General features: G+C 67.9%; 26 protein-coding genes and 1 pseudogene. 15 read left to right on the top strand and 12 right to left on the bottom strand.

Annotated features, from left to right (window positions below; translation table 11 throughout):
- Positions 1–2 precede the first annotated feature (2 nt).
- The 5 genes from MYXE_RS20170 to MYXE_RS20150 all read left to right on the top strand — a co-directional run bounded on the left by MYXE_RS20170 (position 3) and on the right by MYXE_RS20150 (position 5369).
- Positions 3–611, top strand: coding sequence for a TlpA disulfide reductase family protein (locus tag MYXE_RS20170; RefSeq protein WP_085195195.1), 609 nt, complete (start codon positions 3–5; stop codon positions 609–611).
- Complete coding sequence (locus MYXE_RS20165) at positions 608–1387, top strand: cytochrome c biogenesis CcdA family protein (protein WP_085195197.1); 780 nt, start codon at positions 608–610, stop codon at positions 1385–1387. The genes MYXE_RS20170 and MYXE_RS20165 overlap by 4 nt, the downstream gene beginning before the upstream one ends.
- A gap of 98 nt (positions 1388–1485) precedes the next feature.
- Positions 1486–3027, top strand: coding sequence for a cytochrome c biogenesis protein ResB (locus tag MYXE_RS20160; RefSeq protein ID WP_050947656.1), 1542 nt, complete (start codon positions 1486–1488; stop codon positions 3025–3027).
- Positions 3024–3995, top strand: a complete 972-nt coding sequence (ccsB, locus tag MYXE_RS20155; protein WP_003919649.1) for a c-type cytochrome biogenesis protein CcsB — start codon at positions 3024–3026, stop codon at positions 3993–3995. The genes MYXE_RS20160 and ccsB overlap by 4 nt, the downstream gene beginning before the upstream one ends.
- 81 nt (positions 3996–4076) lie before the next feature.
- The gene (locus MYXE_RS20150) at positions 4077–5369 is read left to right on the top strand and encodes a MinD/ParA family ATP-binding protein (RefSeq protein ID WP_112650234.1); all 1293 of its coding nucleotides are present in this window, start codon (positions 4077–4079) and stop codon (positions 5367–5369) included.
- 20 nt (positions 5370–5389) lie between these two features.
- On the opposite strand, the gene MYXE_RS20145 is transcribed toward MYXE_RS20150, so the two are convergent.
- A complete protein-coding gene (locus MYXE_RS20145) occupies positions 5390–5551 on the bottom strand; it encodes a hypothetical protein (protein WP_003919647.1) in 162 nt (53 codons plus the stop codon).
- A gap of 45 nt (positions 5552–5596) precedes the next feature.
- Here MYXE_RS20145 and MYXE_RS20140 point away from each other — a divergent pair, with 45 nt between their 5' ends.
- The 4 genes and pseudogenes from MYXE_RS20140 (at position 5597) to MYXE_RS20125 (ending at position 7142) form a co-directional block, all read left to right on the top strand.
- Positions 5597–5905, top strand: a complete 309-nt coding sequence (locus MYXE_RS20140; protein ID WP_039889610.1) for a DUF4229 domain-containing protein — start codon at positions 5597–5599, stop codon at positions 5903–5905.
- Between the two features lie 97 nt (positions 5906–6002).
- Positions 6003–6185, top strand: coding sequence for a helix-turn-helix domain-containing protein (locus MYXE_RS20135; RefSeq protein ID WP_050947655.1), 183 nt, complete (start codon positions 6003–6005; stop codon positions 6183–6185).
- 3 nt (positions 6186–6188) lie between these two features.
- Positions 6189–6757 (top strand): annotated as a pseudogene (locus MYXE_RS20130) (Clp protease N-terminal domain-containing protein).
- Positions 6758–6797: 40 nt separating this feature from the next.
- Entirely contained in the window at positions 6798–7142 is a 345-nt protein-coding gene (locus MYXE_RS20125; RefSeq protein ID WP_085195203.1) for an ester cyclase, read from the top strand.
- Here the strand turns inward: MYXE_RS20125 and MYXE_RS20120 are convergent.
- Positions 7131–8003, bottom strand: coding sequence for a 1,4-dihydroxy-2-naphthoate polyprenyltransferase (locus MYXE_RS20120; RefSeq protein WP_003919642.1), 873 nt, complete (start codon positions 8001–8003; stop codon positions 7131–7133). The two genes, MYXE_RS20125 and MYXE_RS20120, sit on opposite strands and share 12 nt — an antisense overlap.
- Positions 8004–8033: 30 nt before the next feature.
- On the opposite strand from MYXE_RS20120, the gene MYXE_RS20115 reads away from it, so the two are divergent.
- The 3 genes from MYXE_RS20115 to MYXE_RS20105 are packed head-to-tail and all read left to right on the top strand — an operon-like array spanning position 8034 to position 10389.
- Positions 8034–8810 (top strand): S-methyl-5'-thioadenosine phosphorylase, encoded by a 777-nt coding sequence (locus MYXE_RS20115; protein ID WP_085195205.1) that lies wholly within the window; start codon positions 8034–8036, stop codon positions 8808–8810.
- Positions 8807–9841 carry an NAD-dependent epimerase/dehydratase family protein gene (locus MYXE_RS20110; RefSeq protein ID WP_085195208.1) on the top strand — a complete coding sequence of 345 codons (1035 nt, stop codon included), beginning with the start codon at positions 8807–8809 and terminating at the stop codon, positions 9839–9841. Before MYXE_RS20115 ends, MYXE_RS20110 begins: the two co-directional genes overlap by 4 nt.
- 26 nt (positions 9842–9867) lie before the next feature.
- Entirely contained in the window at positions 9868–10389 is a 522-nt protein-coding gene (locus MYXE_RS20105) for a hypothetical protein (protein WP_003919639.1), read from the top strand.
- Here the strand turns inward: MYXE_RS20105 and MYXE_RS20100 are convergent, their stop codons facing one another.
- Positions 10390–11979 (bottom strand): DUF7937 domain-containing protein, encoded by a 1590-nt coding sequence (locus MYXE_RS20100; protein WP_232061875.1) that lies wholly within the window; start codon positions 11977–11979, stop codon positions 10390–10392.
- A gap of 431 nt (positions 11980–12410) precedes the next feature.
- On the opposite strand from MYXE_RS20100, the gene MYXE_RS20095 reads away from it, so the two are divergent.
- Positions 12411–14267, top strand: coding sequence for a hypothetical protein (locus MYXE_RS20095; RefSeq protein ID WP_161552125.1), 1857 nt, complete (start codon positions 12411–12413; stop codon positions 14265–14267).
- An 81-nt stretch (positions 14268–14348) separates the two neighbouring features.
- Here MYXE_RS20095 and MYXE_RS20090 read toward each other — a convergent pair whose 3' ends face one another.
- From MYXE_RS20090 to MYXE_RS20080, 3 genes are all read right to left on the bottom strand, one after another.
- The gene (locus MYXE_RS20090; protein WP_085195215.1) at positions 14349–15374 is read right to left on the bottom strand and encodes an HTTM domain-containing protein; all 1026 of its coding nucleotides are present in this window, start codon (positions 15372–15374) and stop codon (positions 14349–14351) included.
- A complete protein-coding gene (locus MYXE_RS20085; protein ID WP_085195217.1) occupies positions 15371–15955 on the bottom strand; it encodes a hypothetical protein in 585 nt (194 codons plus the stop codon). The genes MYXE_RS20090 and MYXE_RS20085 overlap by 4 nt, the downstream gene beginning before the upstream one ends.
- Positions 15956–16037: 82 nt before the next feature.
- Positions 16038–17099: a DUF2293 domain-containing protein gene (locus MYXE_RS20080; protein ID WP_085195289.1), complete on the bottom strand. Its 1062-nt coding sequence runs from the start codon at positions 17097–17099 to the stop codon at positions 16038–16040.
- Positions 17100–17223: 124 nt separating this feature from the next.
- Here MYXE_RS20080 and MYXE_RS20075 point away from each other — a divergent pair, with 124 nt between their 5' ends.
- Together MYXE_RS20075 and MYXE_RS20070 are read left to right on the top strand one after the other, a co-directional pair.
- Positions 17224–17880 (top strand): glycosyltransferase family 2 protein, encoded by a 657-nt coding sequence (locus MYXE_RS20075; protein WP_085195219.1) that lies wholly within the window; start codon positions 17224–17226, stop codon positions 17878–17880.
- Positions 17877–18539 carry a TIGR04282 family arsenosugar biosynthesis glycosyltransferase gene (locus MYXE_RS20070; protein WP_003919632.1) on the top strand — a complete coding sequence of 221 codons (663 nt, stop codon included), beginning with the start codon at positions 17877–17879 and terminating at the stop codon, positions 18537–18539. Before MYXE_RS20075 ends, MYXE_RS20070 begins: the two co-directional genes overlap by 4 nt.
- Before the next feature lie 7 nt (positions 18540–18546).
- Here MYXE_RS20070 and MYXE_RS20065 read toward each other — a convergent pair whose 3' ends face one another.
- From MYXE_RS20065 to MYXE_RS20040, 6 genes are all read right to left on the bottom strand, one after another.
- Positions 18547–19899 (bottom strand): hypothetical protein, encoded by a 1353-nt coding sequence (locus MYXE_RS20065; RefSeq protein WP_086009149.1) that lies wholly within the window; start codon positions 19897–19899, stop codon positions 18547–18549.
- 11 nt (positions 19900–19910) lie between these two features.
- A complete protein-coding gene (gene menE / locus MYXE_RS20060) occupies positions 19911–20981 on the bottom strand; it encodes an o-succinylbenzoate--CoA ligase (protein ID WP_232061662.1) in 1071 nt (356 codons plus the stop codon).
- Positions 20982–21049: 68 nt separating this feature from the next.
- Positions 21050–21352, bottom strand: a complete 303-nt coding sequence (locus MYXE_RS20055; protein ID WP_003919629.1) for a DUF3349 domain-containing protein — start codon at positions 21350–21352, stop codon at positions 21050–21052.
- A 60-nt stretch (positions 21353–21412) separates the two neighbouring features.
- A complete protein-coding gene (locus tag MYXE_RS20050) occupies positions 21413–21715 on the bottom strand; it encodes a hypothetical protein (protein WP_085195223.1) in 303 nt (100 codons plus the stop codon).
- Complete coding sequence (locus MYXE_RS20045; RefSeq protein ID WP_085195225.1) at positions 21712–22956, bottom strand: inorganic phosphate transporter; 1245 nt, start codon at positions 22954–22956, stop codon at positions 21712–21714. Before MYXE_RS20045 ends, MYXE_RS20050 begins: the two co-directional genes overlap by 4 nt.
- Before the next feature lie 88 nt (positions 22957–23044).
- On the bottom strand, positions 23045–23461 hold the full coding sequence (locus MYXE_RS20040) for a VOC family protein (protein ID WP_085195227.1): 417 nt from the start codon (positions 23459–23461) through the stop codon (positions 23045–23047).
- Positions 23462–23485: the final 24 nt, after the last annotated feature.

Genomic DNA, 23485 nt, shown 5'->3' with positions numbered 1-23485 from the left:
GCATGCTGCGGCTGGTGATCGCGGCGGCGGTGGTGGCAACCGGGCTGCTCGCCAGCTGCGCCCGCGGCGACGACGCGGTCGCCCAGGGCGGCACCTTCGAATTCGTCGCCCCGGGCGGCAAAACGGACCTCGTCTACGACCCGCCCGACCATCGCGGTCGACCCGGCCCGGTGACCGGGCCGGACCTGATGGACCCGTCGCACACGTTGTCGCTCAACGACTTTGCCGGCAGGGTCGTCGTCGTCAACGTTTGGGGGCAGTGGTGCGGGCCGTGCCGCGCCGAGGTCAGCCAACTGCAGCGGGTCTACGACGCCACTCGTAGCCAGGGCGTCTCTTTTCTCGGGATCGACGTGCGCGACAACAACCGCCAAGCCGCCCAGGACTTCGTCGCCGACCGCGGCGTGACGTATCCGTCGATATACGACCCGGCGATGCGCACCATGATCGCCTTCGGCGGCAAATACCCGACCACGGTCATCCCCTCCACGCTGGTGCTGGACCGCCAGCACCGGGTCGCGGCGGTGTTCCTGCGCGAGCTGCTTGCCCAGGACCTGCAGCCCGTGGTGCAACGGATTGCGGCCGAAGAGCAGACCACCGCGGGACCGCAATGACCGGGTTTGCTCACATCGCCGCCGCCGGGCCGTTGTTGCTGGCTTTGGCGGTGTCCGTGCTGGCCGGACTGGTGTCGTTTGCCTCGCCGTGCGTGGTGCCGCTGGTGCCCGGGTACCTGTCGTATCTGGCCGCCGTGGTCGGTGTCAGCGAACAACCGGCGCCCGGCGCGGCGAAGGCCCCGACCGCCGCGCGGTGGCGGGTGGCCGGTTCGGCCGCGTTGTTCGTCGCCGGGTTCACCGCGGTGTTCGTGCTCGGCACCGTCGCGGTGCTGGGCATGACCACCACGCTGATCAGCAACCAGCTGTTGCTCCAGCGGGTCGGGGGAGTGCTGACCATCGTGATGGGCCTGGTGTTCGTCGGCTTGATCCCGGCGCTGCAGCGCCAAGCCCGGTTTACGCCGCGGCAGCTGTCCACCGTCGCTGGCGCGCCGCTGCTGGGCGCGGTGTTCGCGCTGGGCTGGACCCCGTGCCTGGGTCCGACGCTGACCGGGGTGATCGCGGTCGCGTCGACCACCCAGGGCGCCAACGTGATTCGCGGCATCGTCCTCGTGATCGCCTACTGCCTGGGACTCGGTGCGCCGTTCGTGTTGCTGGCGTTCGGTTCGGCGGCGGCCGTGGCCGGCCTGGGCTGGTTGCGCCGACACACGCGGGCCATCCAGGTGTTCGGCGGCGTGCTGCTGATCGCGGTCGGCGCGGCGCTGGTCACCGGCGCCTGGAACGACGTCGTCGCGTGGCTGCGAGACGCGTTGGTCACCGATGTGAGGTTGCCGGTCTAGTGGCGCGAGCAGACGCAAAATCACCCAAAACGGCCCGTTTTGGGGCGATTTTGCGTCTGCTCGCGCAGGCACGCAACAGCTGGCGCGCGCTGACGTCGATGGGCACCGCGCTGGTGCTGCTGTGCCTGCTGGCCCTGGGCGCGATCCCCGGCGCGCTGCTGCCGCAGCGAAAGCTCAACGCCGGCAAGGTCGACGAGTATCTGACCGCGCATCCCCTGCTGGGGCCGTGGCTGGATCGGCTGCAGATGTTCGACGTCTTCGGCAGCTTCTGGTTTACCGCCATCTACGTGCTGCTGTTCGTGTCGCTGGTGGGCTGCCTGACCCCGCGGACCATCGAGCACGTCCGCAGCCTGCGCGCCACCCCGGTGGCCGCACCCCGCAACCTGGCTCGGCTGCCCAAGCACACCGCCGCCACCATCGCCGCCGAACCCGACTCCGTGGCCGAGACAATGGCCGTCCGGCTGCCCGGCTGGCGCAAGGCCATCCGCCAATCAGGCGGCGCCACTGAGGTTTCCGCAGAGAAAGGTTACCTGCGCGAATTCGGCAACATCGTGTTCCACTTTGCGCTGTTGGGCCTGCTGGTCGCGGTGGCCGTCGGCAAGCTGTTCGGCTACGAGGGGAACGTGATCGTCATCGCCGACGGCGGCCCGGGCTTCTGCTCGGCTTCCCCGGCGGCGTTCGACTCCTTCCGCGCCGGCAACGTCGTCGACGGCACCTCGCTACACCCAATCTGCATCCGCGTCAACGACTTTCACGCCCACTACCTGCCGTCAGGGCAGGCCACGTCGTTCGCCGCCGACATCGACTACCAAACTGGCCGCGACCTGACCACCAACACCTGGCGACCCTACCGGCTGCGGGTCAACCACCCGCTGCGGCTGGGCGGCGACCGCGTGTACCTCCAGGGCCACGGCTATGCGCCCACCTTCACCGTGACGTTCCCAGACGGTCAGAGCCGCACCTCGACCGTGCAGTGGCGACCGGACAACCCGGCGACGCTGCTGTCGTCGGGCGTCGCCCGCATCGACCCGCCAGCCGGCTCCTACCCGGACCCGCGTGAGCGTCGCACCCAACAGATCGCGATCCAGGGGCTGCTGGCGCCCACCGCCCAACTCGACGGCACCCTGCTGTCGTCGAGTTTCCCCGCGCTCAACGCCCCCGCCGTGGCCGTCGACATCTATCGCGGCGACACTGGCCTCGACACCGGTCGGCCGCAGTCGCTGTATAGCCTGGATCCCCGGCTCATCGACCAACACCGGCTCACCAAGGTGAAACGGGTGAACCTGGGCGCCGGCGAGCAAGTCGACATCGGCCACGGCACCGTGGTGCGCTTCGACGGCGCCGTGCCGTTCATCAACCTGCAGGTCTCCCACGACCCGGGGCAGGTGTGGGTGCTGGTGTTCGCCGCCGCGATGATGGCCGGGCTGCTGGTGTCGCTGCTAGTGCGTCGGCGCCGGGTATGGATCCGGGTCACACCTGCGGGCCCCGGTACCGTCAGCGTCGAGGTCGGCGGCTTGGCCCGCACCGACAACGCGGGCTGGGGCGACGAGTTCGAGCGGCTGACGTCCCGGCTCTTGGCCGGGTTCGACACTTATCCGGCCCGCGAGCCCGTCGCCGCCTCCGGAAGGATCCCCAGATGAACACCGTGCATGTAGACGTCGGGCTGGCCCGCTACTCCGACTGGGCGTTCACCTCGGCGGTGGTCGCGCTGGTGGTCGCGCTGGTGCTGCTGGCGGTCGAACTTGCCTATAGCCGCACCCGTGCCGCCGGGCAGCTGGTAGCCGCCGGTGCGGTAACCCCCGACAGCGCGGCCCCTGGCGTCATCGACACCGCGCCTAGTCGCCCCGTCGACGAACGAATCGGGCGGGGCGGTCTGGCTGTGGCCTATGTCGGCATCGCGCTGTTGCTGGCCTGCATCGTGCTGCGCGGGCTGGCGACGCTGCGGGCGCCGTGGGGCAACATGTACGAGTTCATCAACCTGACCTGCCTGTGCGCGCTGGGCGCGGGCACCGTCGTGCTGCGCCGCTCGCAGCATCGCCCGCTGTGGGTGTTCCTGCTGGTGCCGGTGTTGATCCTGCTCACCGTGTCCGGGCGCTGGCTTTATGCCAACGCCGCTCCGGTCATGCCGGCGCTGCAGTCCTACTGGCTGCCGATTCATGTCTCGGTGGTCAGCCTCGGGTCCGGGGTTTTCTTGGTCGCCGGCGTGGCCAGCATTCTGTTTCTGCTAAAGATGTCGCGCCTCAGCGACGCCGATGCCCCCGGCATGTTGGCGCGCATCGTGCGGCGGTTGCCCGACGCGCAGACGCTGGACCGTATCGCCTACCGCACCACGATCTTCGCCTTCCCCGTGTTCGGCTTCGGTGTGATCTTCGGCGCGATCTGGGCCGAGCAAGCCTGGGGCCGCTACTGGGGCTGGGATCCCAAGGAAACGGTGTCGTTTGTCGCGTGGGTGGTCTACGCGGCCTACCTGCACGCCAGGTCGACGGCGGGATGGCGCGACCGGAAGGCGGCCTGGATCAACGTCGTCGGGTTCGTGGCCATGGTGTTCAACCTCTTCTTCGTTAACCTGGTCACGGTAGGTTTGCACTCCTACGCAGGTGTGGGCTGACCACACGTCGGGGGGCGTCAACCGGGCTCTGCGATATGTTCGTCACAGGCGACCCGAGTACTGCAACGAGGGGAAATTCACGTGTCTGACCATCCACCGCAGGACGCTGGGTCCTCCGGTCGCCGCGAAGATCAGCCGACCACACAGCTGCCACCGCAGCGACATCCCGGCGAGCCGGACCAAAGGACCAGCGACGCGGAGACGAAGGCCTTTGCCGGGTTCCGCACCCAGCGCCGGTTCAGCGAGGCGCAGACGCGCGGCGTACCACCCCCGCAAACGGTCGCCGAGCCGCGGGCCTGGGCGGCCGCCACCCCGGCCACGGGGATCCCGCATCCACCGGAGCCGACGGCCTACGGCTATTACGGCGGCGCACCCGACCCGTCGACGTCCATCGACACCCAGTACCGTCCGGCGTCCCTACCGCTGTCCCCGTATCCGGAGCTGTCCACCAGCACGCTGTTGCGGCAGGTCAAGCCGCCGCCGTCGGAGGGTTGGCGGAGGTGGCTCTACATTCTGTCGGGGCACTTGATCAACGTCGGGGAAAGCCCGCGGGTGACCCGCTACAACGACCTCGTAGTCCAGGCCAACAGGCCATTGCGCGGTTGCTATCGGATCGCGGTGGTGTCGCTGAAGGGCGGGGTGGGCAAGACCACCATCACCGCCTGCCTGGGTGCGACGTTCGCCTCGATTCGCGGCGACCGGGTGGTGGCGGTCGATGCCAACCCCGACCGCGGCACGCTGAGCCAGAAGGTGCCGGTGGAGACGCCGGCCACGGTGCGGCATTTGCTGCGTGACGCCCAGGGCATCGAACGCTACAGCGACGTGCGTAGCTACACCAATCAAGGGCCCAGCCGGCTGGAAGTGCTGGCGTCGGAAACCGATCCGGCGGTATCGGAAGCGTTCAGCGCCGACGACTACCGTCGCACCCTAGAAATACTTGAGCGCTTTTACGGCATCGTGCTCACCGACTGCGGCACTGGGCTTTTGCACTCGGCAATGTCGGGGGTGCTAGAAAAGGCCGACACCTTGATCGTGGTCAGCTCTGGATCGATCGACGGCGCGCGAAGCGCCTCGGCGACGTTGGATTGGTTGGACGCCCACGGCCACGAGAACCTCGTGCGCGGGTCGATCGCGGTGATCAACGCGGTGCGGCCACGCTCAGGCAAAGTCGACATGCAGAAGGTGGTCGATCATTTCTCGCGACGATGCCGCGCGGTGCGGTTGATACCGTTCGACCCTCATCTCGAGGAGGGCGCCGAGATCAACTTGGAGCGGTTGAAGCGGGAAACCCGCGAGGCACTGATCGAGCTGGCCGCGATTGTCGCCGACGGTTTCCCCAGCGATCAGCGGCGGCCCACCGCGCATTTCATCTAGCCGGCTCCGGGGCCGGTCGGCTATCGCGGGTTGTTGTCGCCGTGGCTTAACCGCCACAGGAACTCTGGATCGTCGTCGGGTCCGATGACGCGGGTCTTCGGCCGGTTGGCCTGCGACCGAGCGGCGCGCCAGCCGATGTAGATCAGTGTCCCCAGGACCAAGACGAGGAGCAGGTAAAGCATCAGCACCTCCTTGGTCCGAATATACCTGCGCCGTAGGCTCGCATCGTGGCAGAAGGACCGACCTCGACGCGACGGGTGGTCGTTGACGTGCTGCTTTACGCCGCGGCCCGGGTGGGGCTGGTGGTCGCGCTTAGCGCGCTGATCGTTTGTGCGGCGCGGCTGGTGGGGGTAAGCGAATTCCCGGTGGTCGTCGCGGTGTTGTTCGCCTTGGTTCTCGGAATGCCTTTGGGTATCTGGATTTTCGGTGCGCTGCGTCGGCGCGCCACTGCCGGATTGGCCACGGTCGGCGAGCGTCGGCGCCGTGACCGCGAACAACTGCGGGCCCGGCTGCGCGGCGACGTGCCACCCGAATGACGGGCGTCAAGCTTCCTTGACAACGAGCAGGTGTCAAGTTAGCTTGACGTGCGTGGGTGAAGCGTCTGACCTGTCGCTGGGTGAAACCGCCGACGCGATGAGCAGCGCCGACCCGGCGGTCGGGTTGCGAGCGGTCCGCGCCTTGCAGCGGCTGCAGGAGCGGCTTGAGGCCATCCACGTCGCCAACGCTCGTGAACAGGGCTGGAGCTGGCAGGCTATCGCCGACGCGCTCGGGGTGAGCCGGCAAGCCGTGCACCAGAAATACAACCGGAGGAGATAGGCCGTGGTTTTCGAGCGGTTCAGCCGCAACGCCCGAGTCGCGGTGGTGCTGGCCCACGAGGAGGCCCGTGAATTGGGTTGTCACGAAATCGGTGCCGAGCACCTGCTGCTGGGCGTTGTGCAAGCGGCGGATCATGACCTGTCGGCGTTGTTGGACGGCTATGGGTTGACCGCCGACGTGATACGGGCCCGGCTTGCCGAGAAGTCCACGGCGCCAGACGAGTCGTTTCAGGAGGACGCCGAGGCACTGCGCGCCATCGGCATCGACCTAGATGCCGTGCGCGATGCGGTAGCCCGCACGTTCGGCCGCGACGCGTTCGCCCATGCGCTGCCGCGGTCCGGCGGCGTCGGCGCCCGCGCGGGCATACCCGATTTACCCGGCCCGCCAAGAAGGCGCTCGAGTTGGCGCTCCGAGAAGCCTTGGCGCACAACGACAACGTGATCAGCTGCGAGCACATGCTGTTAGGCATCCTGCGCGGCGGCGACAAGACAGCCATCGGCTTGATCACCGAGCACGTCTACACCGCGCAGCTGCGCGCGGCGATCATCGCGCTGCTGGACAAGGCCGCCTGATTAGGGCGACGCCGCAGAGGCAGCCAGGTAACTTGGCGCCATGAGCAGTGCACGTGACCTGTATCGCCGATGGATCTACCAGTTGTGGTCTGGCAAGCCGATCGCCGACGAGATCGTCACCGACAACTTCGTCGGGCATTGGCCTAATCGCGAGGTGCACGGTGCGGCTGAGCTGCAGGCGATCATCGACGAAACCCGCAACATGTTCGACGAGCTGACGTTCGAGATCGAAGTCGGCCCGCTGGTCGACGGCGATTTGGTGGCCGGGCGATGGAGCGGTCGCGGCAAGAGCGGCGAGGCCGTCACGACGTTCTTCGGCAACGACATCCTGCGCTTGGCCGACGGGCGGTTCGTCGAGTACTGGACCGGCACCTCAGCCGGCTAATCCCAACGCGAGCGCCACCGCGATCGACCACACCAGCATGACCAGACCGGTGTCGCGCAGCACAGGAATCAACTCACGCCCCTCGCGCCCACAGCGCACCGGGCGCAGCGCCCGCACCGCCAGCGGCGCGGCCACCAATCCCGCGGCACACCACGGCGTCGCAACCGTCAACGCCAAAGTCAGCCCGCCCGCGCTGGCCAGCAAGCCCTGGTAGAGCACCCGCGTCCTGGCATCGCCGAGGCGTACGGCCAGCGTGTTCTTGCCCGACCGCGCATCGGTGGGGATGTCGCGCAGGTTGTTGGCCACCAGCACCGCCGACGACAGCGCGCCGGCCGTGACCGCGAGCACCACGCCTACCCAGTCGATTCGCAACGCCTGGGTGTACTGGGTGCCCAACACGGCGACCAGACCGAAGAACACGAACACAGCGGCCTCGCCAAACCCCGCATAGCCGTAGGGTTTTGCACCGCCGGTGTACAGCCACGCACCGGTGACGCACAAGACACCGACCACGATCAGCCATGGCGCGCTGGCCAATGCCAGCACCAGGCCGGCCGCCGCGCCGATGCTCAAACTCGCCACGGCCACCGCCAACACCGAGCGCGGCGCCGCCAGTCGTGAGCCCACCAGCCGAACCGGGCCGGCCCGCTCGTCGTCGGTGCCGCGAATGCCGTCGGAATAGTCGTTGGCGAAGTTGACGCCGACGATCATCGCCACCGCCACGGCCAGCGCCAGCAACGCCTTCCACCACACGGCCGCATGCAGCCAGGCCGCCGCACCGGTGCCGACGACCACCGGCGCGACGGCATTGGGCAACGTGCGGGGACGCGCTCCGGCGACCCATTGCCTGACGGTGGCCACGGCCCGATCCTTCCACGGCACAATGAGCGGGTGCTCGGAGTGATCGGCGGCAGCGGCTTCTACACCTTCTTCGGAGCCGACGCGCGCACCATCAACCTGGACACCCCGTACGGCGCACCCAGCGCTCCGGTCACCGTGGGCACCGTCGGCCGGCACGAGGTTGCGTTTCTGCCGCGACACGGCGCGCGCCACGAATACTCGGCCCACACCGTGCCGTATCGAGCGAACGTGTGGGCGCTGCGCGCGCTGGGGGTGCGGCGGGTGTTTGCGCCGTGCGCGGTCGGCAGCCTGACCGCCGAGCTCGGGCCGGGCACGGTGGTGGTGCCCGACCAGCTGCTCGACCGCACCCACGGCCGCGCGGACACGTATTTCGAATCCGGCGGTGTGCACGCCAGCTTCGCCGACCCGTACTGCCCCGCGCTGCGGGCCGCGGTCACCAGCATCCCCGGCGTCGTCGACGGCGGCACCATGGTGGTGGTCCAAGGCCCGCGGTTTTCCACTCGGGCGGAAAGCCGATGGTATGCCGCGGCGGGATGCACGCTGGTCAACATGACCGGCTATCCCGAGGCAGTGCTGGCTCGTGAACTCGAAATGTGTTATGCGGCCATTGGTTTGGTGACCGACTTGGACGCCGGTGTCGACGTCGGCGCCGGGGTCAAATCCGACGAGGTGTTCGCCGAATTCGAAAAGTACATCGAGCCGTTCAAAAAGCTGGTGCATGAGGCGATCGGCCGGGTAGCCACCGAACACACGTGCACGCAGTGCCTGCCACACATCAGTGTCAAGCTGCCGTTCGACCTGCCGTGAGAGTGCTGCTGACCGGCGCCGCCGGCTTCATCGGGGCCCGCGTGCACGCGGCGCTGCAAGCCGCGGGTCATGACGTGCTAGCCGTCGATGCGCTGCTGCCCGCCGCACACGGGCCCGGTGCAGCGGCACCGCCGGGCTGTCGGCACGTCGACATCCGCGACGCCGAGGCGCTGGCCCCGCTGTTGGCCGGTGTCGATCTGGTGTGTCATCAGGCCGCGGTGGTCGGCGCGGGCGTCGACGCTGCGGACGCGCCGGCATACGGCAGCCACAACGACTTCGCCACCGCGGTGCTGCTGGCCCAGATGTTCGCCGCCGGGGTGCGGCGTCTGGTGCTGGCGTCGTCGATGGTGGTCTATGGGCAGGGCCGCTACGACTGCCCGCAGCACGGGCCGGTGGACCCGCCGCCGCGGCGCTATCAGGATCTCGACGCGGGGGTGTTCGAGCATCGCTGCCCGCTGTGCGGGCTTGGCGTGAGGTGGCGGCCGGTCGACGAGGATGCGCCGTTGCGGCCCCGCAGTTTGTATGCGGCCAGCAAGACCGCGCAGGAGCATTACGCGCTTGCCTGGGCGGAGTCGACGGGCGGCTCGGTGATGGCACTGCGCTACCACAACGTCTACGGTCCCGGGATGCCGCGCGACACCCCGTATTCGGGTGTGGCGGCGATCTTTCGCTCCGCGCTCGAAAAGGGCCAACCGCCACCGGTTTTCGAAGATGGTGGTCAGATGCGCGACTTCGTCCACGTCGACGATGTGGCCGCCGCCAATGTCGCTGCGGTGGCCGTCGAGCGCGGCGGCTTCACCGCAGCCAACGTCTGCTCGGGGGAGCCGATTTCGATCCTGGAGGTCGCGACAGCATTGTGCGAGGCGCGCGGCAACCCGGTGTCGCCGGTCATTACCGGTCGCTACCGCAGCGGCGACGTGCGGCACATCGTCGCCGATCCCGCGCGCGCCGCCGAGTTGCTGGGATTTCGGGCGGCCGTCGGCCCGCGAGAAGGGCTGCGTGAATTCGCGTTCGCACCGCTGCGCGGCTAGCGGGTGGCCGTCGGTAGGCTGTGCCAATGCAAGGCCGTGTTCGGCTGACGCCGCTCGGGGCGGTGCTACGAGGCGCGTTGGCCGGTGCCGTGGGCACGTTGGCGATGGACCTGCTGTGGTACCGCCGCTACCGGCGGCAAGGCGGCGACAGTGGGTTTGCCGCGTGGGAAACATCGGCTGGGCTGGCCACCTGGGAGGACGCGCCGGCGCCAGCCCAAGTCGGCAAGCGGCTGTTCGAGGGTGTCTTCGACCGCGACCTGGCGCCGACGCGAGCGCGTCTGGTCAACAATGTCGTTCACTGGGCTATCGGGTCGGGATGGGGTGCGCTCTTCGGGCTGGTCAGTGCATCGGTCAGCCGGCGTCCCCTTTGGCAGGGACCGGCTTTCGGTGCGGGGGTTTGGCTGCAATCCTACGCCGTCCTGGTGCCGGCGAAACTGTACGAGCCGATATGGGAATACGACCTCAAGACATTGGGGAAGGACCTCAGCGCGCACCTAGTGTACGGGTCGGCCACCGACGGCGTATTCCGGTTACTCGCGACGCTGTAGTCACCCTTGGTGACGGCCACCCTCAGGCGAGTCACCTTGTGTCCGATAGATCTTGGGCTTTGCGGTGCCAGCATGCCGGGTGGTGTCGTCCGGGGGACGATGGATTCGTGGCGACGACGGTGGCTGCACACCACCGGCCGCCAACCGCGTCGTCTGTGGCTCCTCGGCCGCCAACCGCGTCGTCTCCGGGTCCGAAGATTGGCCAGCGGTGCGAATTAGGTTGCCGGCCTTGGCAGTTGGAAGTGTGCGGCCGGTGAGGATGGCGATTACGAGGATGCAGATGGCTAGCCCGCAGAGCACGACGTCGAAGGTGCTGGTGATCTGCTGGGCCAGATTGTTCCCGTAGACCGGATTCGACGCCGGCGATGGGCCGGCGAATCGGGGCGCAAATGCGATTCCCACCACGATGCGAGCAATGTTGAGCACCAACAGGACTGCACATGCTGAAGTGATGACCGCTGCGGGTAGAGCACGATTGAGCAGGTTGATGTAGAGCCAAATGGCCAGTACAGCGGCGACAAGGTCAAACGCGGCCATCGCTGCGCTGTCGTAGGGCGAATACGGCAGCTTCAAGGTAACCGAAACAACTAGGTCGGTGACGCGCATCACCACCGAACCGACGGACCATACCGCTATGAGCAGCAAGCCTTTTCGCGCGGCGGCTCGCCAGATATCGGCCTGCTGGGCGGTCATGGTCGTCACCAGGATCAGCGGTGCAACAATGGCTGCTGCCGCCGCCCAGGCCAGATAACCCTCGAACCCGACGCCTGCCGTCGACGTGTTCTGGGCGATGCCGTGGAATCCGTCGATCTCACGCCCGATGGGCAGGATCCACACGATCAGTCCAGCAACCAGAGTCGATGCGCCGAGTGCGACGATCGCGAGCCGAGATACCCGGCTGCGTCGCAGAATCCATCGCGACGCCACAACCACTGCGACCAATGCCACGACGCCGTAAATCAACGCAGTCGCGATGATCGCCACATTCTGCTTGCCGAACCCAGACCCCGTCGAGCCCGGCAGGGCACTTTTCACCCGCCAGAACAGATTGAACGAAAAGCTCAGCGCGGCAAGGATGATCGAGGCATAGCCCACGGCGCGGGCGCACTGCAGCCAGCTGCGGAACCTGCCGTCGTCAGCGGCGGTGCCGGTGATCACGGGCTGCGCGCTCAACAACGACCCGGCGATCCCCAGCCATGCGCCCGGACCCACGCCGCCTGGCACGTTGGCGCTGCCGCCGTATCGCACGGTCTGCACCGCGTCGAACACCACGACGCCGAACACCAGCAGTCCGTACGGGGCGTTGAGTCCTGCCCGCAGCCGGCCAATCAGGGCCGGGTCGAAGCGGGGGCTGAACAGTTTTCGGGGTCCCGCATAGGTTGCGGCGATCGACCCCAGGGAGAGGACGGTGGCAGCAATCAACAACGCGAATACGCTGCCACGGCCGCCGGGGATTCCGCCGCCGAAATACAGGTTCCACGGAAAGAGAGGTGCAACGACCAACAGCACAGCCGCGGCGACGTCGCGGCCGATGTTCCAGCGTCGCGCCGACTCACGGGTGACGACGGAGCGCGGGCCCGGTGGAGGCACGGTCTGCGTGGAAATCGGTTGGGTGGCGTCGAACTGGCCGGACGGGTGATGCGGTTGCTGCGATGGATACGGGGTTTGGGCGCGGGCAATGCGCGGTCGGGCGCTGAAGCGGCCGGTAGGCGTGTCCCCGTGGCTTTCGCTCACCAGGCTCCCCCTGGATGGTTTCGGCAACCGGTTGTGGGCATAGTTAACACCTCCCGGCACGGTTGCGCTGCTGGTCGGCGAACATACGGTCGTCTGGAAGACCCCCGGCGGTGGCTATATCCTGGCCCAACCTGCGCAACAGTGAGTTTGTTGAATGCCCGATGCCGCCAGATGCAACGCAGTGTAATGATGATGAGACATTGTCGCAGCGAGCCGGTGATTTCCAGGCCAGCGATCGGCGGTCGACGTGCCGATGCGACGCGCAGTTTCACGGGAGGAGAACCGCGATGGACGTAGCTTTGGGCGTCGCGGTCACAGGTCCGGTTGCGCGTTTGGCGCTCGTCGGGTCGGGCGATGGTGGCGGCATGGTGATCGACCAGTCCGTCGTCGACTTGGCCGCGGACCCGATCGGGAGGTTGACGGAAACGGTCGTCGGCACAGATCGGCTGCTCGCTGACGAAGGTCATCGGCTCGTCGGTACCCGGTTGTGCTGGGCGGATCAGCGTCAAGCCGGTCAGCTGCGCAAGGCGCTAGACGACTCGGGTGTCCAGAATGTGTCGTTGCTGTCCGAGCCGGAGGCGGTAACGGCGTTGGTGCGCAATATTTCTCGCGGCACCGGGCAGCATGGTGTGCTCCTGATCGATGACGACACGGCGATGCTGTCCGTTGTCGGCGGCGACGACGCGACGATGACGGCTTTGGCCGCGGAGCCGCTGCGCGGCGCGGACAGTGTCACCGCGGCCGGGAGGTTGTTGGCCCGGCTGCGCGAACAGCCCGGGGCGGCCGAAGACATCTACCTGATCGGCAAATCCTCGGACGTCTCAGCTGTGGCGGACGAACTTCGAGCCACGTCGGCTTTGCCGGTAGCGGTGCCGGACGATCCGGAATTCGCGGTTGCCCGAGGCGCGGCCCTGGCAGCGGGGTCGGTGGCGATGACACAGGCGGCGATGCCGGCCCAGGACGCGACGATGGCGGCCATGCCGGCCCAGGACGCGACGATGGCGGCCATGCCGGCCCAGGACGCCACGATGGCGGCGATGCCGGCCCAGGACGCCACGATGGCGGCGATGCCGGCCCAGGACGCCACGATGGCTGCGATGCCATCCCAAGACGCGACGATGATCGAGCCGTCGGAGGACCTCACAGGGTCGGGCGCTCAGCTTGCCTATTCGATGGCGGATGACGATTCCGAGCTGCTGCCAATGGAATACGCCGGCGACGAGGATGAGGCCGAGGCGGCGCCACCGCCGGTGGGCCGGGCCTTGCTCGTGGGCAGCACCGTCGGCGGCATCGTGGTCGCCGGGTGCGCCGCGTTGGCCGTCGCGGTAACAGTGGGAATTCGACCGACTGCGGCGAGTCAGCCACAGCAGCCAGTTCGACAGCAGCAGAAGCCCGTTCCGGGGAACTTCATGCCGGTGTTGCCGCCGCCGAGTGTGGCCGCTTCACCGCCCCCGCAAGCCCCCCAGCTGCCGTCCAGCTCGGATGGTGGTGCTCCGCAGGGTGTCACCGGCCCCGGGACTCAACAACTGCCTGGCGGAGCGCCGGCGGGTCCTCCGGTTGAGCAACCACCGCCGGTGGCCCCTCCGCCGCCACCTCCGCCGACTTACAACCCGGTCCCCATTCCGATCCCGATCCCCATCCCAGTCAACCCGCCTTCTAGTAGCACGACCGGTGGAACGACCACGGGTACCACCGGGGGCACCACGGGCGGCACGACCGCCGGGACGACTGGCGGCACGACCGCCGGGACGACGGGTGGCACGACTGCGGGCACGACGGGAGGCACCACGACGGGCAGCACCACGGGCGGCACCACCACGGGTGGCACGACGGGTGGCACCACAGGCGGTACGACGGGAGGTACCACGGGCGGCGGCACCACCACCGGCGGAGGTACCACGGGCGGCGGCACCACCACCGGCGGTGGCACCACCACGGGTGGGACCACCACGGGCGGTACGACGGGAGGCGCCACCGGCGGCACGACGGGAGGCACCACGGGCGGCGGCACGACCGGCGGCGGCACGACTGGAAGTACCACCGGTGGAACCACGGGCGGCGGTACGACTGGTGGCGGTACGACCGGAGGCACCACCGGTGGCACCACGGGCGGCGGCACGAGCGGCGGTTGGCACCACCACTAGTCCTGGGAAGCCGGCGTCGGCGCCCAACGGCCGGAACAGCTATCGATCCGAGAACCGTTGTCTACCAGAGTCTTTCGATGATCACGCCGGGTCAGCAGAGCTGCCCTCGCGACAACCCTCTGCCGCGGCGTCGCTTCCGCGTTCGCCGCCCCATTGGCGACTGCTTCGTGGCCGGCGAGTAAGCATCGCCACCGTCTTCGTCACGGCGTCTTTGGTGTTGCGGGGAAGCCGCTGCACGGTCTCGGGCGGCACAAATGCGAGATAGAGCACGAACATCGCCAGGGTGAAAAAGCCAACGGCGATGGTGATCATGATCAACGTGTGCATGACCACCCCCGCGGCCAAAACCCATGGCCGCAAACGGCGGTTCCACACCAGGATCGCCAGGGAGAGCTCAACGCCGAGCGAACCCCAGGTGGCGATGTTCATCAGCAGCGCGCTATTGGTAAGCCAGTCCGGCGCCCGAACCAGCAGCATGTCTTGCAGGCGCAGGGCGTAGGAGACCGCCGTGCCTTGCGGCCATGCGCTGCCGTTGATCTTGCTCAGCACCGACGCCAGATAGATCAGTGACAGCTGCAATTGCATTAATCGCACTGGCCACTGTGGGCGTTGCTGTGCCGACCAGAACGTTGCACCGGCGCGCTTCTGGTCGAGCGACAACGCCGCACCACACGGCGACAACGCAAGGAACAACGCCTCAAGGCGGACAACGATATCGCCGGAATTCCACACCCACGGGTTGCGGTGTTCGAACGACACGATGAGCACAAACACCACCAGCGCGGCCAGTCGGCTGTGCCAACCGATTGTCACCAAGACCGACGAAACGAGCAGCACCGCCCACCCGAGAAGTAGCGCGCGGTCGCTGGTCCAGAGTGCGAAAACCCCCCATTGAAAACCTCCCCCCGGCTGCCGCGGCTGCACCCCGCGTGGGCCAAATAGCTCATACAGATCCGGACGCAAAGAGACCGTCCAGCCGACCGCAACCGCGCCGAACGCCATCCGGACCAGACCCACGGTGTAGGCAGGCTGCGTCTGGAACCAAAACGCCCGCCAGCTATTCGCCGCGGCCGCCCACGGCCGCTGACGGCTTCCCGGCTCGGTCATCGCTCGCCGGCCAAGATTTCGTCGTAGATGATTTCCTCACCGGCAGTGCGCGGACCAGTTGCGCCCGGCGCTGGCAGCGATTCGGTACGCAAAATCATCTGCACTCGCCTAGCACGCTCGCCGCGACCGGTGAATCGATGAACAACCCAATGCGCCAAGCCAACTCGGCTGGCCGGCTGGTGCACGAGGTTTTCTTTGAGCTTCTGCCAGCGATACCAGGCAAACGCACCCAGCACGCGATCACCGCGCGGATTTGTCCACACCCGCTGGGACCCGTCGGCCATGGTCACACGCACCTCGACGAATTCCAGGCGCTCCAGCGGGTCGGGGGCATACATCCGCCAGTTCTGCTCTAGACCAGCCGCCGATGCGACGGGCTCCAGCACCGGCACTAGCCGCCGCTTGAGCTCAGCATCGGGAAGGCTCCACACCACGCCAGTGATGAGCACTACCACGACCACACAGCTAAGTACCGCCTCGCCGACACGGGAGCGCTCGAACCGCTGCCCAATCGCCGACAACCTCCTGATGCTCAGCACCCGCTCCTTCTTCTTGCCGTCCGGGTGGGCGGTGACACGCAAAACGCGCTGCGCTGGAACAGCATTCGCGTATGCATCCAGTCCGCACCGTACTCGGCCGCGGCTTCTAGAGGCTTTGGGAATGTTAGTCGGAGTCGCACGGCATCCCCCGCGTATCGCGCCAGCTGTTCAAAACCTCCTCGATGCGGTCGTATACCTGGCCTCGAGCGGTTTCTCGGTCGATGCCCGACATCAACCGTTCGTCGTAATCGGTATCGAGGTGCCGCACCGAAGCCGCAACCGCGAGCCGTACAGCATCGGGATCTAGGGCACGTCCGGCCGCGCTTCGTCCGACGCGGCCACTGCGACGCAGTGCTGCATGGCTCGCGATCGCTTCGGCGCGGCTGACCGGGCAGCCGGGAAACACCTCGCGGATGGCTGCAGCGAATGCTGCCTGAAACCGCACGTCGTCGGCGACGCGACGGGCCTGGTCACGCTCCATGCGACGAGCGCGCACCTCGGCGTCAGATAGGCAGTCCTGCTCGGCCCGCTCAATCGCATCTGGTTCAGCCAGAATGCCTTGGCGCTCATAGCGTTTGCGTGACCGACTCCATCGCACGACAACTGCAGACAGCCGACTGGCTTTCTTCGCCCGGCGGGTCAGCGTGGCATCACCGGACGGCAAGAACTCCAGATGACCGAGGTCGGCGCAGTCCAGACACAGCGGTCCCGCATCCTCCATGATCAAGAAGTCTCCGGTGCCGCCACACGATGTGCACGTCCATTCTTTGAGCGGCCAGATGACGACGAGATCCGGTGCACGGCTTTGCCGCTCGACTGCGCGCTGCGATAGGCCGGGCGAAACCCAGTGTGTGCGGTAGGCAACTTCGACGTCGGAATCCCCGTCGATGCTGAACCGCAACTGGCGCCGGTCGCGGGTGCGGGCAACGTAATCGGTCTCGGAGGGCTGCAACCCCCGTTCTTGCGCCCAACGCCGCAACACGGCCATCGCCGCGGTGACCTTGTTTGGATTAACCTGCAGCGCCGACTCCAGCGACTCCAAGCGACCCTGACGCCACCGGTGGACGTGCGACGGTGTGAGCCAGCCGAGCCCCAGCAGCACATCGAGCGCGCTGACGAACCGCTGTTCGCCAAGCGCAGCCTCGGCTATCCGCCTGACCCGCTGCTCCACACCTTTACCTGCCATCGGCCGGTCGATCGTAACCGCCGCCACCTGTTCTGCGGGCCAGCGACCACTGAGTGGCGCTGGTCTTACCCGCCAGCTCGAAAGTGCCCGATTGCCCGACCGTGCTGCCCTACTGTCGAAGGGCATGTCCGACGGTGCGGTCACGGTGGTGCTGCCCTGCCTCAACGAGGCGGAGTCGCTGCCCGCGGTGCTGGCGGCCATTCCGGACGGCTATCAGGTGCTGGTCGTCGACAACAACAGCACCGATGACACCGTCGAAGTGGCCCTCCGCCACGGCGCCAGGGTGGTGACCGAACCGCGCCCCGGCTATGGCTCGGCGGTGCACGCCGGGGTGGTGGCGGCCACGACGCCGATCGTCGCCGTGATCGACGCCGACGGTTCGCTGGATCCGGGTGAGCTGCCCCGGCTGGTTGCAGAGGTCGAGGCCGGCGCCGACCTGGCCATCGGGCGACGACGGCCGGTGCCCGGCCTGCACTGGCCGTGGGTCGCCCGGCTGGGCACGGTGGTGATGAGCTGGTGGTTGCGCACCCGCCACGGTTTGCTGGTGCACGACATCGCGCCGATGCGGGTCGCGCGGCGTGACGCGTTGGTGAAGCTGGGCGTCCAAGACCGCCGGTCGGGCTATCCGCTCGAGTTGCTGGTGCGCGCGGCGGCGGCCGGTTGGCGTGTCGTCGAACATGACGTCGCCTACGGCCCGCGCATCGCGGGCGAGTCCAAGGTCAGCGGTTCGCTGCGCGGCAGTGTCATCGCGATCCTGGACTTCTGGAAGGCGATCTCGTGAACGTCGTGCCGGTGACCGTGCTGGTGGTGGCCAAGGCGCCGGTGCCCGGCCGGGCCAAGACCCGGCTGGCCGCCGCCGTGGGGGACCGAGTCGCCGCCGAAATCGCCGCGGCAGCGCTGCTCGACACCCTCGACGCCGTCGCTTCCGCACCGGTAGCCGCGCGGGTGCTGGCACTCGCCGGCGAGCTCGACCGCGCGGCCCACGCCGCCGAGATCCGGCAACGGATCGACTCGTTCACGGTGATCGCCCAGCGCGGCAACAGCTTCGCTGACCGGCTCGCCAACGCGCACGCCGATGCGGCTGACGGCTATCCGGTGCTGCAAATCGGGATGGACACCCCCCAAGTGACGGGCGAGCTGCTAGCGGCATGCGGGCGATGCCTGTGCGAGACACCGGCAGTGCTCGGATTGGCTCGCGACGGCGGCTGGTGGGTGCTTGGTGTGCGCACACCGGCAATGGCCGGCTGTCTGCGCGGGGTGCCGATGTCGCAAGCCGACACCGGTGTGCTGACCTTGAAGTCCCTGCGGCGCAACGGTATTGGCGTAACGCTCGTCCAAGAGCTAGCCGACTTCGACATCGTCGACGATGTCGCTGCCGTCCGCGACGCTTGCGCACCGGCCAGTCGTTTCAGCCAAGCCACCCGCGCGGCAGGGCTCTGAAGCCTGGTCACCAATTCGTGAAGATGATGCTATTTAGCACCAGTGCCCCGACGACGTTGAGCGCCAACCATAACCGATGCGATCGTGCCGGCAGCAGGGCCGGCGCCGCAGTCAGCCACACCGTGAACGGCAGCCAAATCCGTTCAGTTTCAGCCTTGCTCAGCATGCTCAAGTCAGCGCACACAATAGCTGTCACCATGGCCAGCAGCAGCAGGTGCAAACCTGAGCGCTGCCGGATGGCGTCGCGGTCGAACAGTCGGCCAAGGCCCGCGACGCTGCCCAGCCCGATCGCACACACCACCTCGGCCAGATTAGCCCAGCCCCAATACTGGAACGGCCGGTCGTGAGCGATGCCCTGCCAATAGCGTTGCTGGACGAGGGTGTAGCCGTCGAACCACCAGTAACCCGCGCCCGCGAACACCATCATTACCGTGACGGCGGCTAGAACGACCGGGCCCAGTGCACGCAGCGAGCGACGCCAGTCGTCAGCGCACGCCAGCACCGCGAGCGCTGGGAGCGCCATCAGCGCCAACCCGTAATTGAGAAACAGCGCCCAGCCGAACAGCAGCCCAGCCCCGGCGGCGACCAGGCCCGGAAACCGAACCAAACCGCGTACCGCCAACGCCAGCAACGCAATAGCCCACGCGGCGACCCCGGCGAAGTACCCATCGGCGGACACCGCTATCCAGATTGCCGTCGGCGCCACCGCGACGAACGGGGCCACCAACCGCGCAGTGGGCTCGTCGGCCACCGCCCGCACCGCGATCGTCACCGCGGCCGCCGCGCTCGACCCGGCCAGCAGGCACAGCAGCCCCGCCCAGGCGCCGCCGCCCAAGCCGAGGCGGTCTAGCCACACGAACGTCAGCAGCGCGCCGGGCGGATGCCCGGACACGTGGGTGATCCAGGAGTTCGGCTGAAAGTCGAGGATCCGGCTGGAAAAGGTTCGAAGCGCCTCGGGGATGTCGGTGATGGTCGGCACCTGCCGCAGGTATTCGTTCTTGTCGGTCAACCGGGCGGCGAAGCCGCGCTGCCAGCCGTCGATCATGGCAAGCGCAAATGCCCATGCGCCGGCGGTCGCCCACGCCACCAGCGGCAACACCCGCCACCGCAGCCGCCGCGCCACCACCGGACCCCAGACGACGGCGGCTAGCCCGATGAGAACCGCCGGACCGGTACCCCAGCCGATGTGGGGTTCCCACCAGCCGGATATCGGTGCCGCCCCGGCATGGGTGGCGAACCGTTCTGGCGGCGAGTGGCGCAGGGGGACGACCCCGCAATGCGCCCGGGGCAGCACGAACGCGGCCGCAACCAGGACCAGGCCGATCGCGGCCGCGACCATCTCGCGGCGACCGACATTCACGACCGCCGAGCCTATTGGCCGCCACCCAGCCGGCGGGCCAACGCTTGCCGGTCGACCTTGCCGATTCCGCGCATCGGCAGCGCGTCGACGATGTGCAGCTCGCGGGGCGCGGCGGTGACGTCGAGGGTGCGCGCGACGTGGGCCCGCAGCTCGTCGAGCGTCGGCGCGGCGCAACCGCGCCGCACCACCACCGCGGCTACCACGCGCTGACCCAGCCGGGGGTCGTCGACACCGAACACCGCGCAGTCGCGCACCGCCGGGTGCGTCGACAGCACCGCCTCCACCGGCTGCGGCACGACCGTCAACCCACCGGTGCTGATCGCCTCGTCCGCTCGGCCCAGCACACTCAGCCTGCCCGAATCGTCCAGTGCACCAAGGTCATCGGTGTAGAACCAGCCCGGCTCGGCGAACGGGTCGGGATCGACGGGGTTGCGATAACCGCGAGCCAGTGTCGCACCACCGATCACGATGCGCCCGTCGGCGCCGATGCGCAGCCCAACCCCGTCGAGTGGGACGCCGTCGTAGACACACCCGCCCGCGGTCTCGCTCATCCCGTAGGTGCGCACTATCGAAATACCCGCCGCCGCAGCGGCATCCAGAACCGGTCGCGGCGCCGGCCCGCCGCCGATCAGCACGGCGTCGAATTCGGCGAGCGCCTCGGTCGCAGCCGGACTGGTGAGCGCCTTGCTTAGCTGGGCAGCGACCAAGGCTGTGTATCGCCGGCCAGCGCCCAATTTCTCTACCGCGCTGGGTAACTCGTCGATATCGAAACCCGCGGAAACGTCCAGTTCGACGGGCACAGTGCCGGCCAGAAGACTGCGCACGAGCACTTGCACGCCGGCGATGTGATACGCAGGCAGCGCCAACAGCCAGCGGCCCGGACCGCCGAGACGGGCGTGAGTGGCATTGGCGCTGGCGGTCAGCGCGGCGGCCGTCAGCTGTGCACCCTTGGGCGCACCGGTGGTGCCCGAGGTCGTCACCACCACCGCGATGTCGTCGTCGATCTCTTCGCCTATCCGCAAGGCCGGCAACGGGTCACCGGCCCGCACCGGAACCAGCGCGGGTTCACCGCGATTGATCACGCCCTCGAGGGCGGGCAGCAGTGACCGCGCCGCGGAGCCCGGCGCAACGGATACTGCACGCAGAACGGCTATCCGCGGCCCTCACCGTCGCGGACGTCGTCGAGCGGCCAGCCCTTGGCGGCCAACCGGGCCCGCACCCGCTCGATGTCCTCGGGAGCCGGCAGCCGGTCGGTGAACTGGGTGATTGCCACGCCGATGTCGATCTGGTCGAAATCGCCGCGCTGCATCAGCTCGCTGGCCACGGCTTTGACCTCGTCGTTGGTGAGGCGCCGGGACAGCAGGGCCAGCACGGGGAAATAGTCGGTCGGGGGAATACCGTCGGGATAGCCGGCACGCAGCCAGGCGACAATCGAGCTGAGGAATCGGTTCACAGTGCGTCAACTTTCGCGTGTGCGGCGGCCAAATGCGGTAAGTACCCGACGATCCCGATGCTACTTGGCGTCATGGGCCCTTGGAGCGCCGAGGATGAACCACCCGGTGTGGTGTGCGATGAACTCGCGTGCAATGAACAGCACGCCGAGCACGACCGCCGCCAGCACCAGGGCGAAGATAGCCCAGCTGAGCACCGTCACCATCGGGCGCCTGATGGCAACGGCGTGGCTGTCGGTGCTCGCACCGGCGCCGAGGGCGCCCAGCCGGATCCCGCCCGCGAATAGTGCCGGCAGTCCGGCACCAACCAGCAGGCTGAAGACCAGGATCTTCAACGTGGCGGCGTAGTTGAACCAGGTGCTCATGAGGCGGGAGCGCTGGGTGCGGGGACGGTGTCGTCGTCCGGTGGGCTGGCCACCCTTGCCGTCAATGTCGCCGCGGCACGCGTTGGTGCGGGTTCGTCGGCCTCGTCGAGCCCGGCCGTCAGGCTGCCTTCCCACTCGCGGTTGACGTTGGTGTGGTCGATGCGCACCTTGCGGGCCTGCAGCCAGATCGCCAGCGAGATCGCCGCGAGCAGGGCGAAGCCGACGGTCACGCCGGCGTAGCCGCCGATGGCGTGCACGACGCCGTAGGTGATTGCGCCGACGGTGCCGGCCGCCGGCAGCGTGATCAGCCAGGCGGTCATCATCCGGCCCGCTACGCCCCAGCGCACCTCGGCGCCGGGTTTGCCGACCCCGCTGCCCAGCACCGATCCGGTGGCGACCTGTGTGGTGGACAGTGCATAGCCGAAGTTGGCGGACAACAGAATGACGGCCGCAGACGACGACTCGGCGGCCATGCCCTGCGGGGGCTTGATCTCGACCAGTCCCTTGCCCATGGTCCGGATGATTCGCCAGCCACCGAAGTAGGTGCCGGCCGCGATCGCCGCTGCACAGCACACGATCACCCAGAGCGGCGGCAGGGTCGACGTCTTGCTGACCGCGCCGTAGGACATCAACGCCAAGAAGATCACGCCCATCGTCTTCTGCGCGTCGTTGGTGCCGTGGGCGAGCGACACCAGCGCCGCCGAGCCGATCTGGCCGCGGCGAAAGCCCTGTTCGCTGCGCTGTTCCGGTACACCGCGGGTGACGCGGTAGACCAGCCAGGTGCCGACCGCGCCGACCAGCGTGGCCAGCACCGCGGCCACCACCGCCGGGATGATCACCTTGGACACCAGGCCGCTCCAGATCACCCCGTGGCCGCCGACTGCGGCGATCATGGCGCCGACGATGCCCCCGATCAGCGCATGCGAGGAACTGGACGGGATGCCCAGCAGCCAGGTGAGCAAGTTCCAGACGATGCCGCCGACCAAGCCGGCGAATACCAGTTCCAACGTCACCAGGTGGGAGTCGACCAGGCCCTTGGCGATCGTCGCCGCCACGGCCGTCGACAAGAATGCACCGACCAGGTTCAGCGCCGCGGACAGTGCGACCGCCGCCTTGGGTGCCAGCGCCCCGCTGGCGATGGACGTGGCCATGGCGTTGCCGGTGTCGTGAAATCCGTTGGTGAAATCGAAGGCGAGTGCAGTGATGACGACGATGATCAACAGGAATAAGTCAAGAGTCACAGGGCATCACGGCGCCAATTCTGCGGTTCCAACCTGAAGTTTGTCGAAGGAATCCCAGAAAGAATCGCAGAAGTATTTCGACTCGTCGTCAGCTGTTCCCCTCTGGTTCACGTAGCGGGTCGCGGCGGGTATCGCGGCGCAACGGATGATCGCCGGGTACCTGCACGAAGATCAGCGTGATGCCGTCGGGATCGGTCACATGCATTTCGTGCAGTCCCCACGGCTCGCGGCGCGCCTCGCGCGTGATCGGCACACCTCTGCTCTCCAGCTCGGCTTGGGTGGCACGGACATCGCGCACCTGCAGCCACAATGCGCCGGGAAACGGACCCTGATAGCGTTCCGACGTCGGATAGCCCGCCAACTCCAGCAGCGACTGGCCCGCGAAAAACACTGTGCCCGAACCGTATTCGCGGGCGATCGCAAGGCCAATCTGGTCGCGGTAGAAGCTCAACGAACGCTGATAGTCCGTCGGCCGGAACAACATTCGGCTGGCCAGGATCTCCATCTTTCGTGTCTACCACGTGTCGGC

This window comes from Mycobacterium xenopi (assembly GCF_009936235.1).
Lineage (GTDB): Bacteria > Actinomycetota > Actinomycetes > Mycobacteriales > Mycobacteriaceae > Mycobacterium > Mycobacterium xenopi.
The sequence above is the reverse complement of the archived record's forward strand: the minus strand, read 5'-3'. Positions and strand labels throughout refer to the sequence as shown.

Bases quoted from the DNA above. Each gene is read 5' to 3' on its own strand.
- MYXE_RS20170 (WP_085195195.1), top strand. From the start codon at position 3: ATGCTGCGGCTGGTGATCGCGGCGGCGGTGGTGGCAACCGGGCTGCTC.
- MYXE_RS20165 (WP_085195197.1), top strand. From the start codon at position 608: ATGACCGGGTTTGCTCACATCGCCGCCGCCGGGCCGTTGTTGCTGGCT.
- MYXE_RS20160 (WP_050947656.1), top strand. From the start codon at position 1,486: ATGGGCACCGCGCTGGTGCTGCTGTGCCTGCTGGCCCTGGGCGCGATC.
- ccsB (WP_003919649.1), top strand. From the start codon at position 3,024: ATGAACACCGTGCATGTAGACGTCGGGCTGGCCCGCTACTCCGACTGG.
- MYXE_RS20145 (WP_003919647.1), bottom strand. From the start codon at position 5,551: ATGCTTTACCTGCTCCTCGTCTTGGTCCTGGGGACACTGATCTACATC.
- MYXE_RS20135 (WP_050947655.1), top strand. From the start codon at position 6,003: ATGAGCAGCGCCGACCCGGCGGTCGGGTTGCGAGCGGTCCGCGCCTTG.
- MYXE_RS20125 (WP_085195203.1), top strand. From the start codon at position 6,798: ATGAGCAGTGCACGTGACCTGTATCGCCGATGGATCTACCAGTTGTGG.
- MYXE_RS20105 (WP_003919639.1), top strand. From the start codon at position 9,868: ATGCAAGGCCGTGTTCGGCTGACGCCGCTCGGGGCGGTGCTACGAGGC.
- MYXE_RS20095 (WP_161552125.1), top strand. From the start codon at position 12,411: ATGGACGTAGCTTTGGGCGTCGCGGTCACAGGTCCGGTTGCGCGTTTG.
- MYXE_RS20090 (WP_085195215.1), bottom strand. From the start codon at position 15,374: ATGACCGAGCCGGGAAGCCGTCAGCGGCCGTGGGCGGCCGCGGCGAAT.
- MYXE_RS20080 (WP_085195289.1), bottom strand. From the start codon at position 17,099: ATGGCAGGTAAAGGTGTGGAGCAGCGGGTCAGGCGGATAGCCGAGGCT.
- MYXE_RS20075 (WP_085195219.1), top strand. From the start codon at position 17,224: ATGTCCGACGGTGCGGTCACGGTGGTGCTGCCCTGCCTCAACGAGGCG.
- MYXE_RS20050 (WP_085195223.1), bottom strand. From the start codon at position 21,715: ATGAGCACCTGGTTCAACTACGCCGCCACGTTGAAGATCCTGGTCTTC.
- MYXE_RS20040 (WP_085195227.1), bottom strand. From the start codon at position 23,461: ATGGAGATCCTGGCCAGCCGAATGTTGTTCCGGCCGACGGACTATCAG.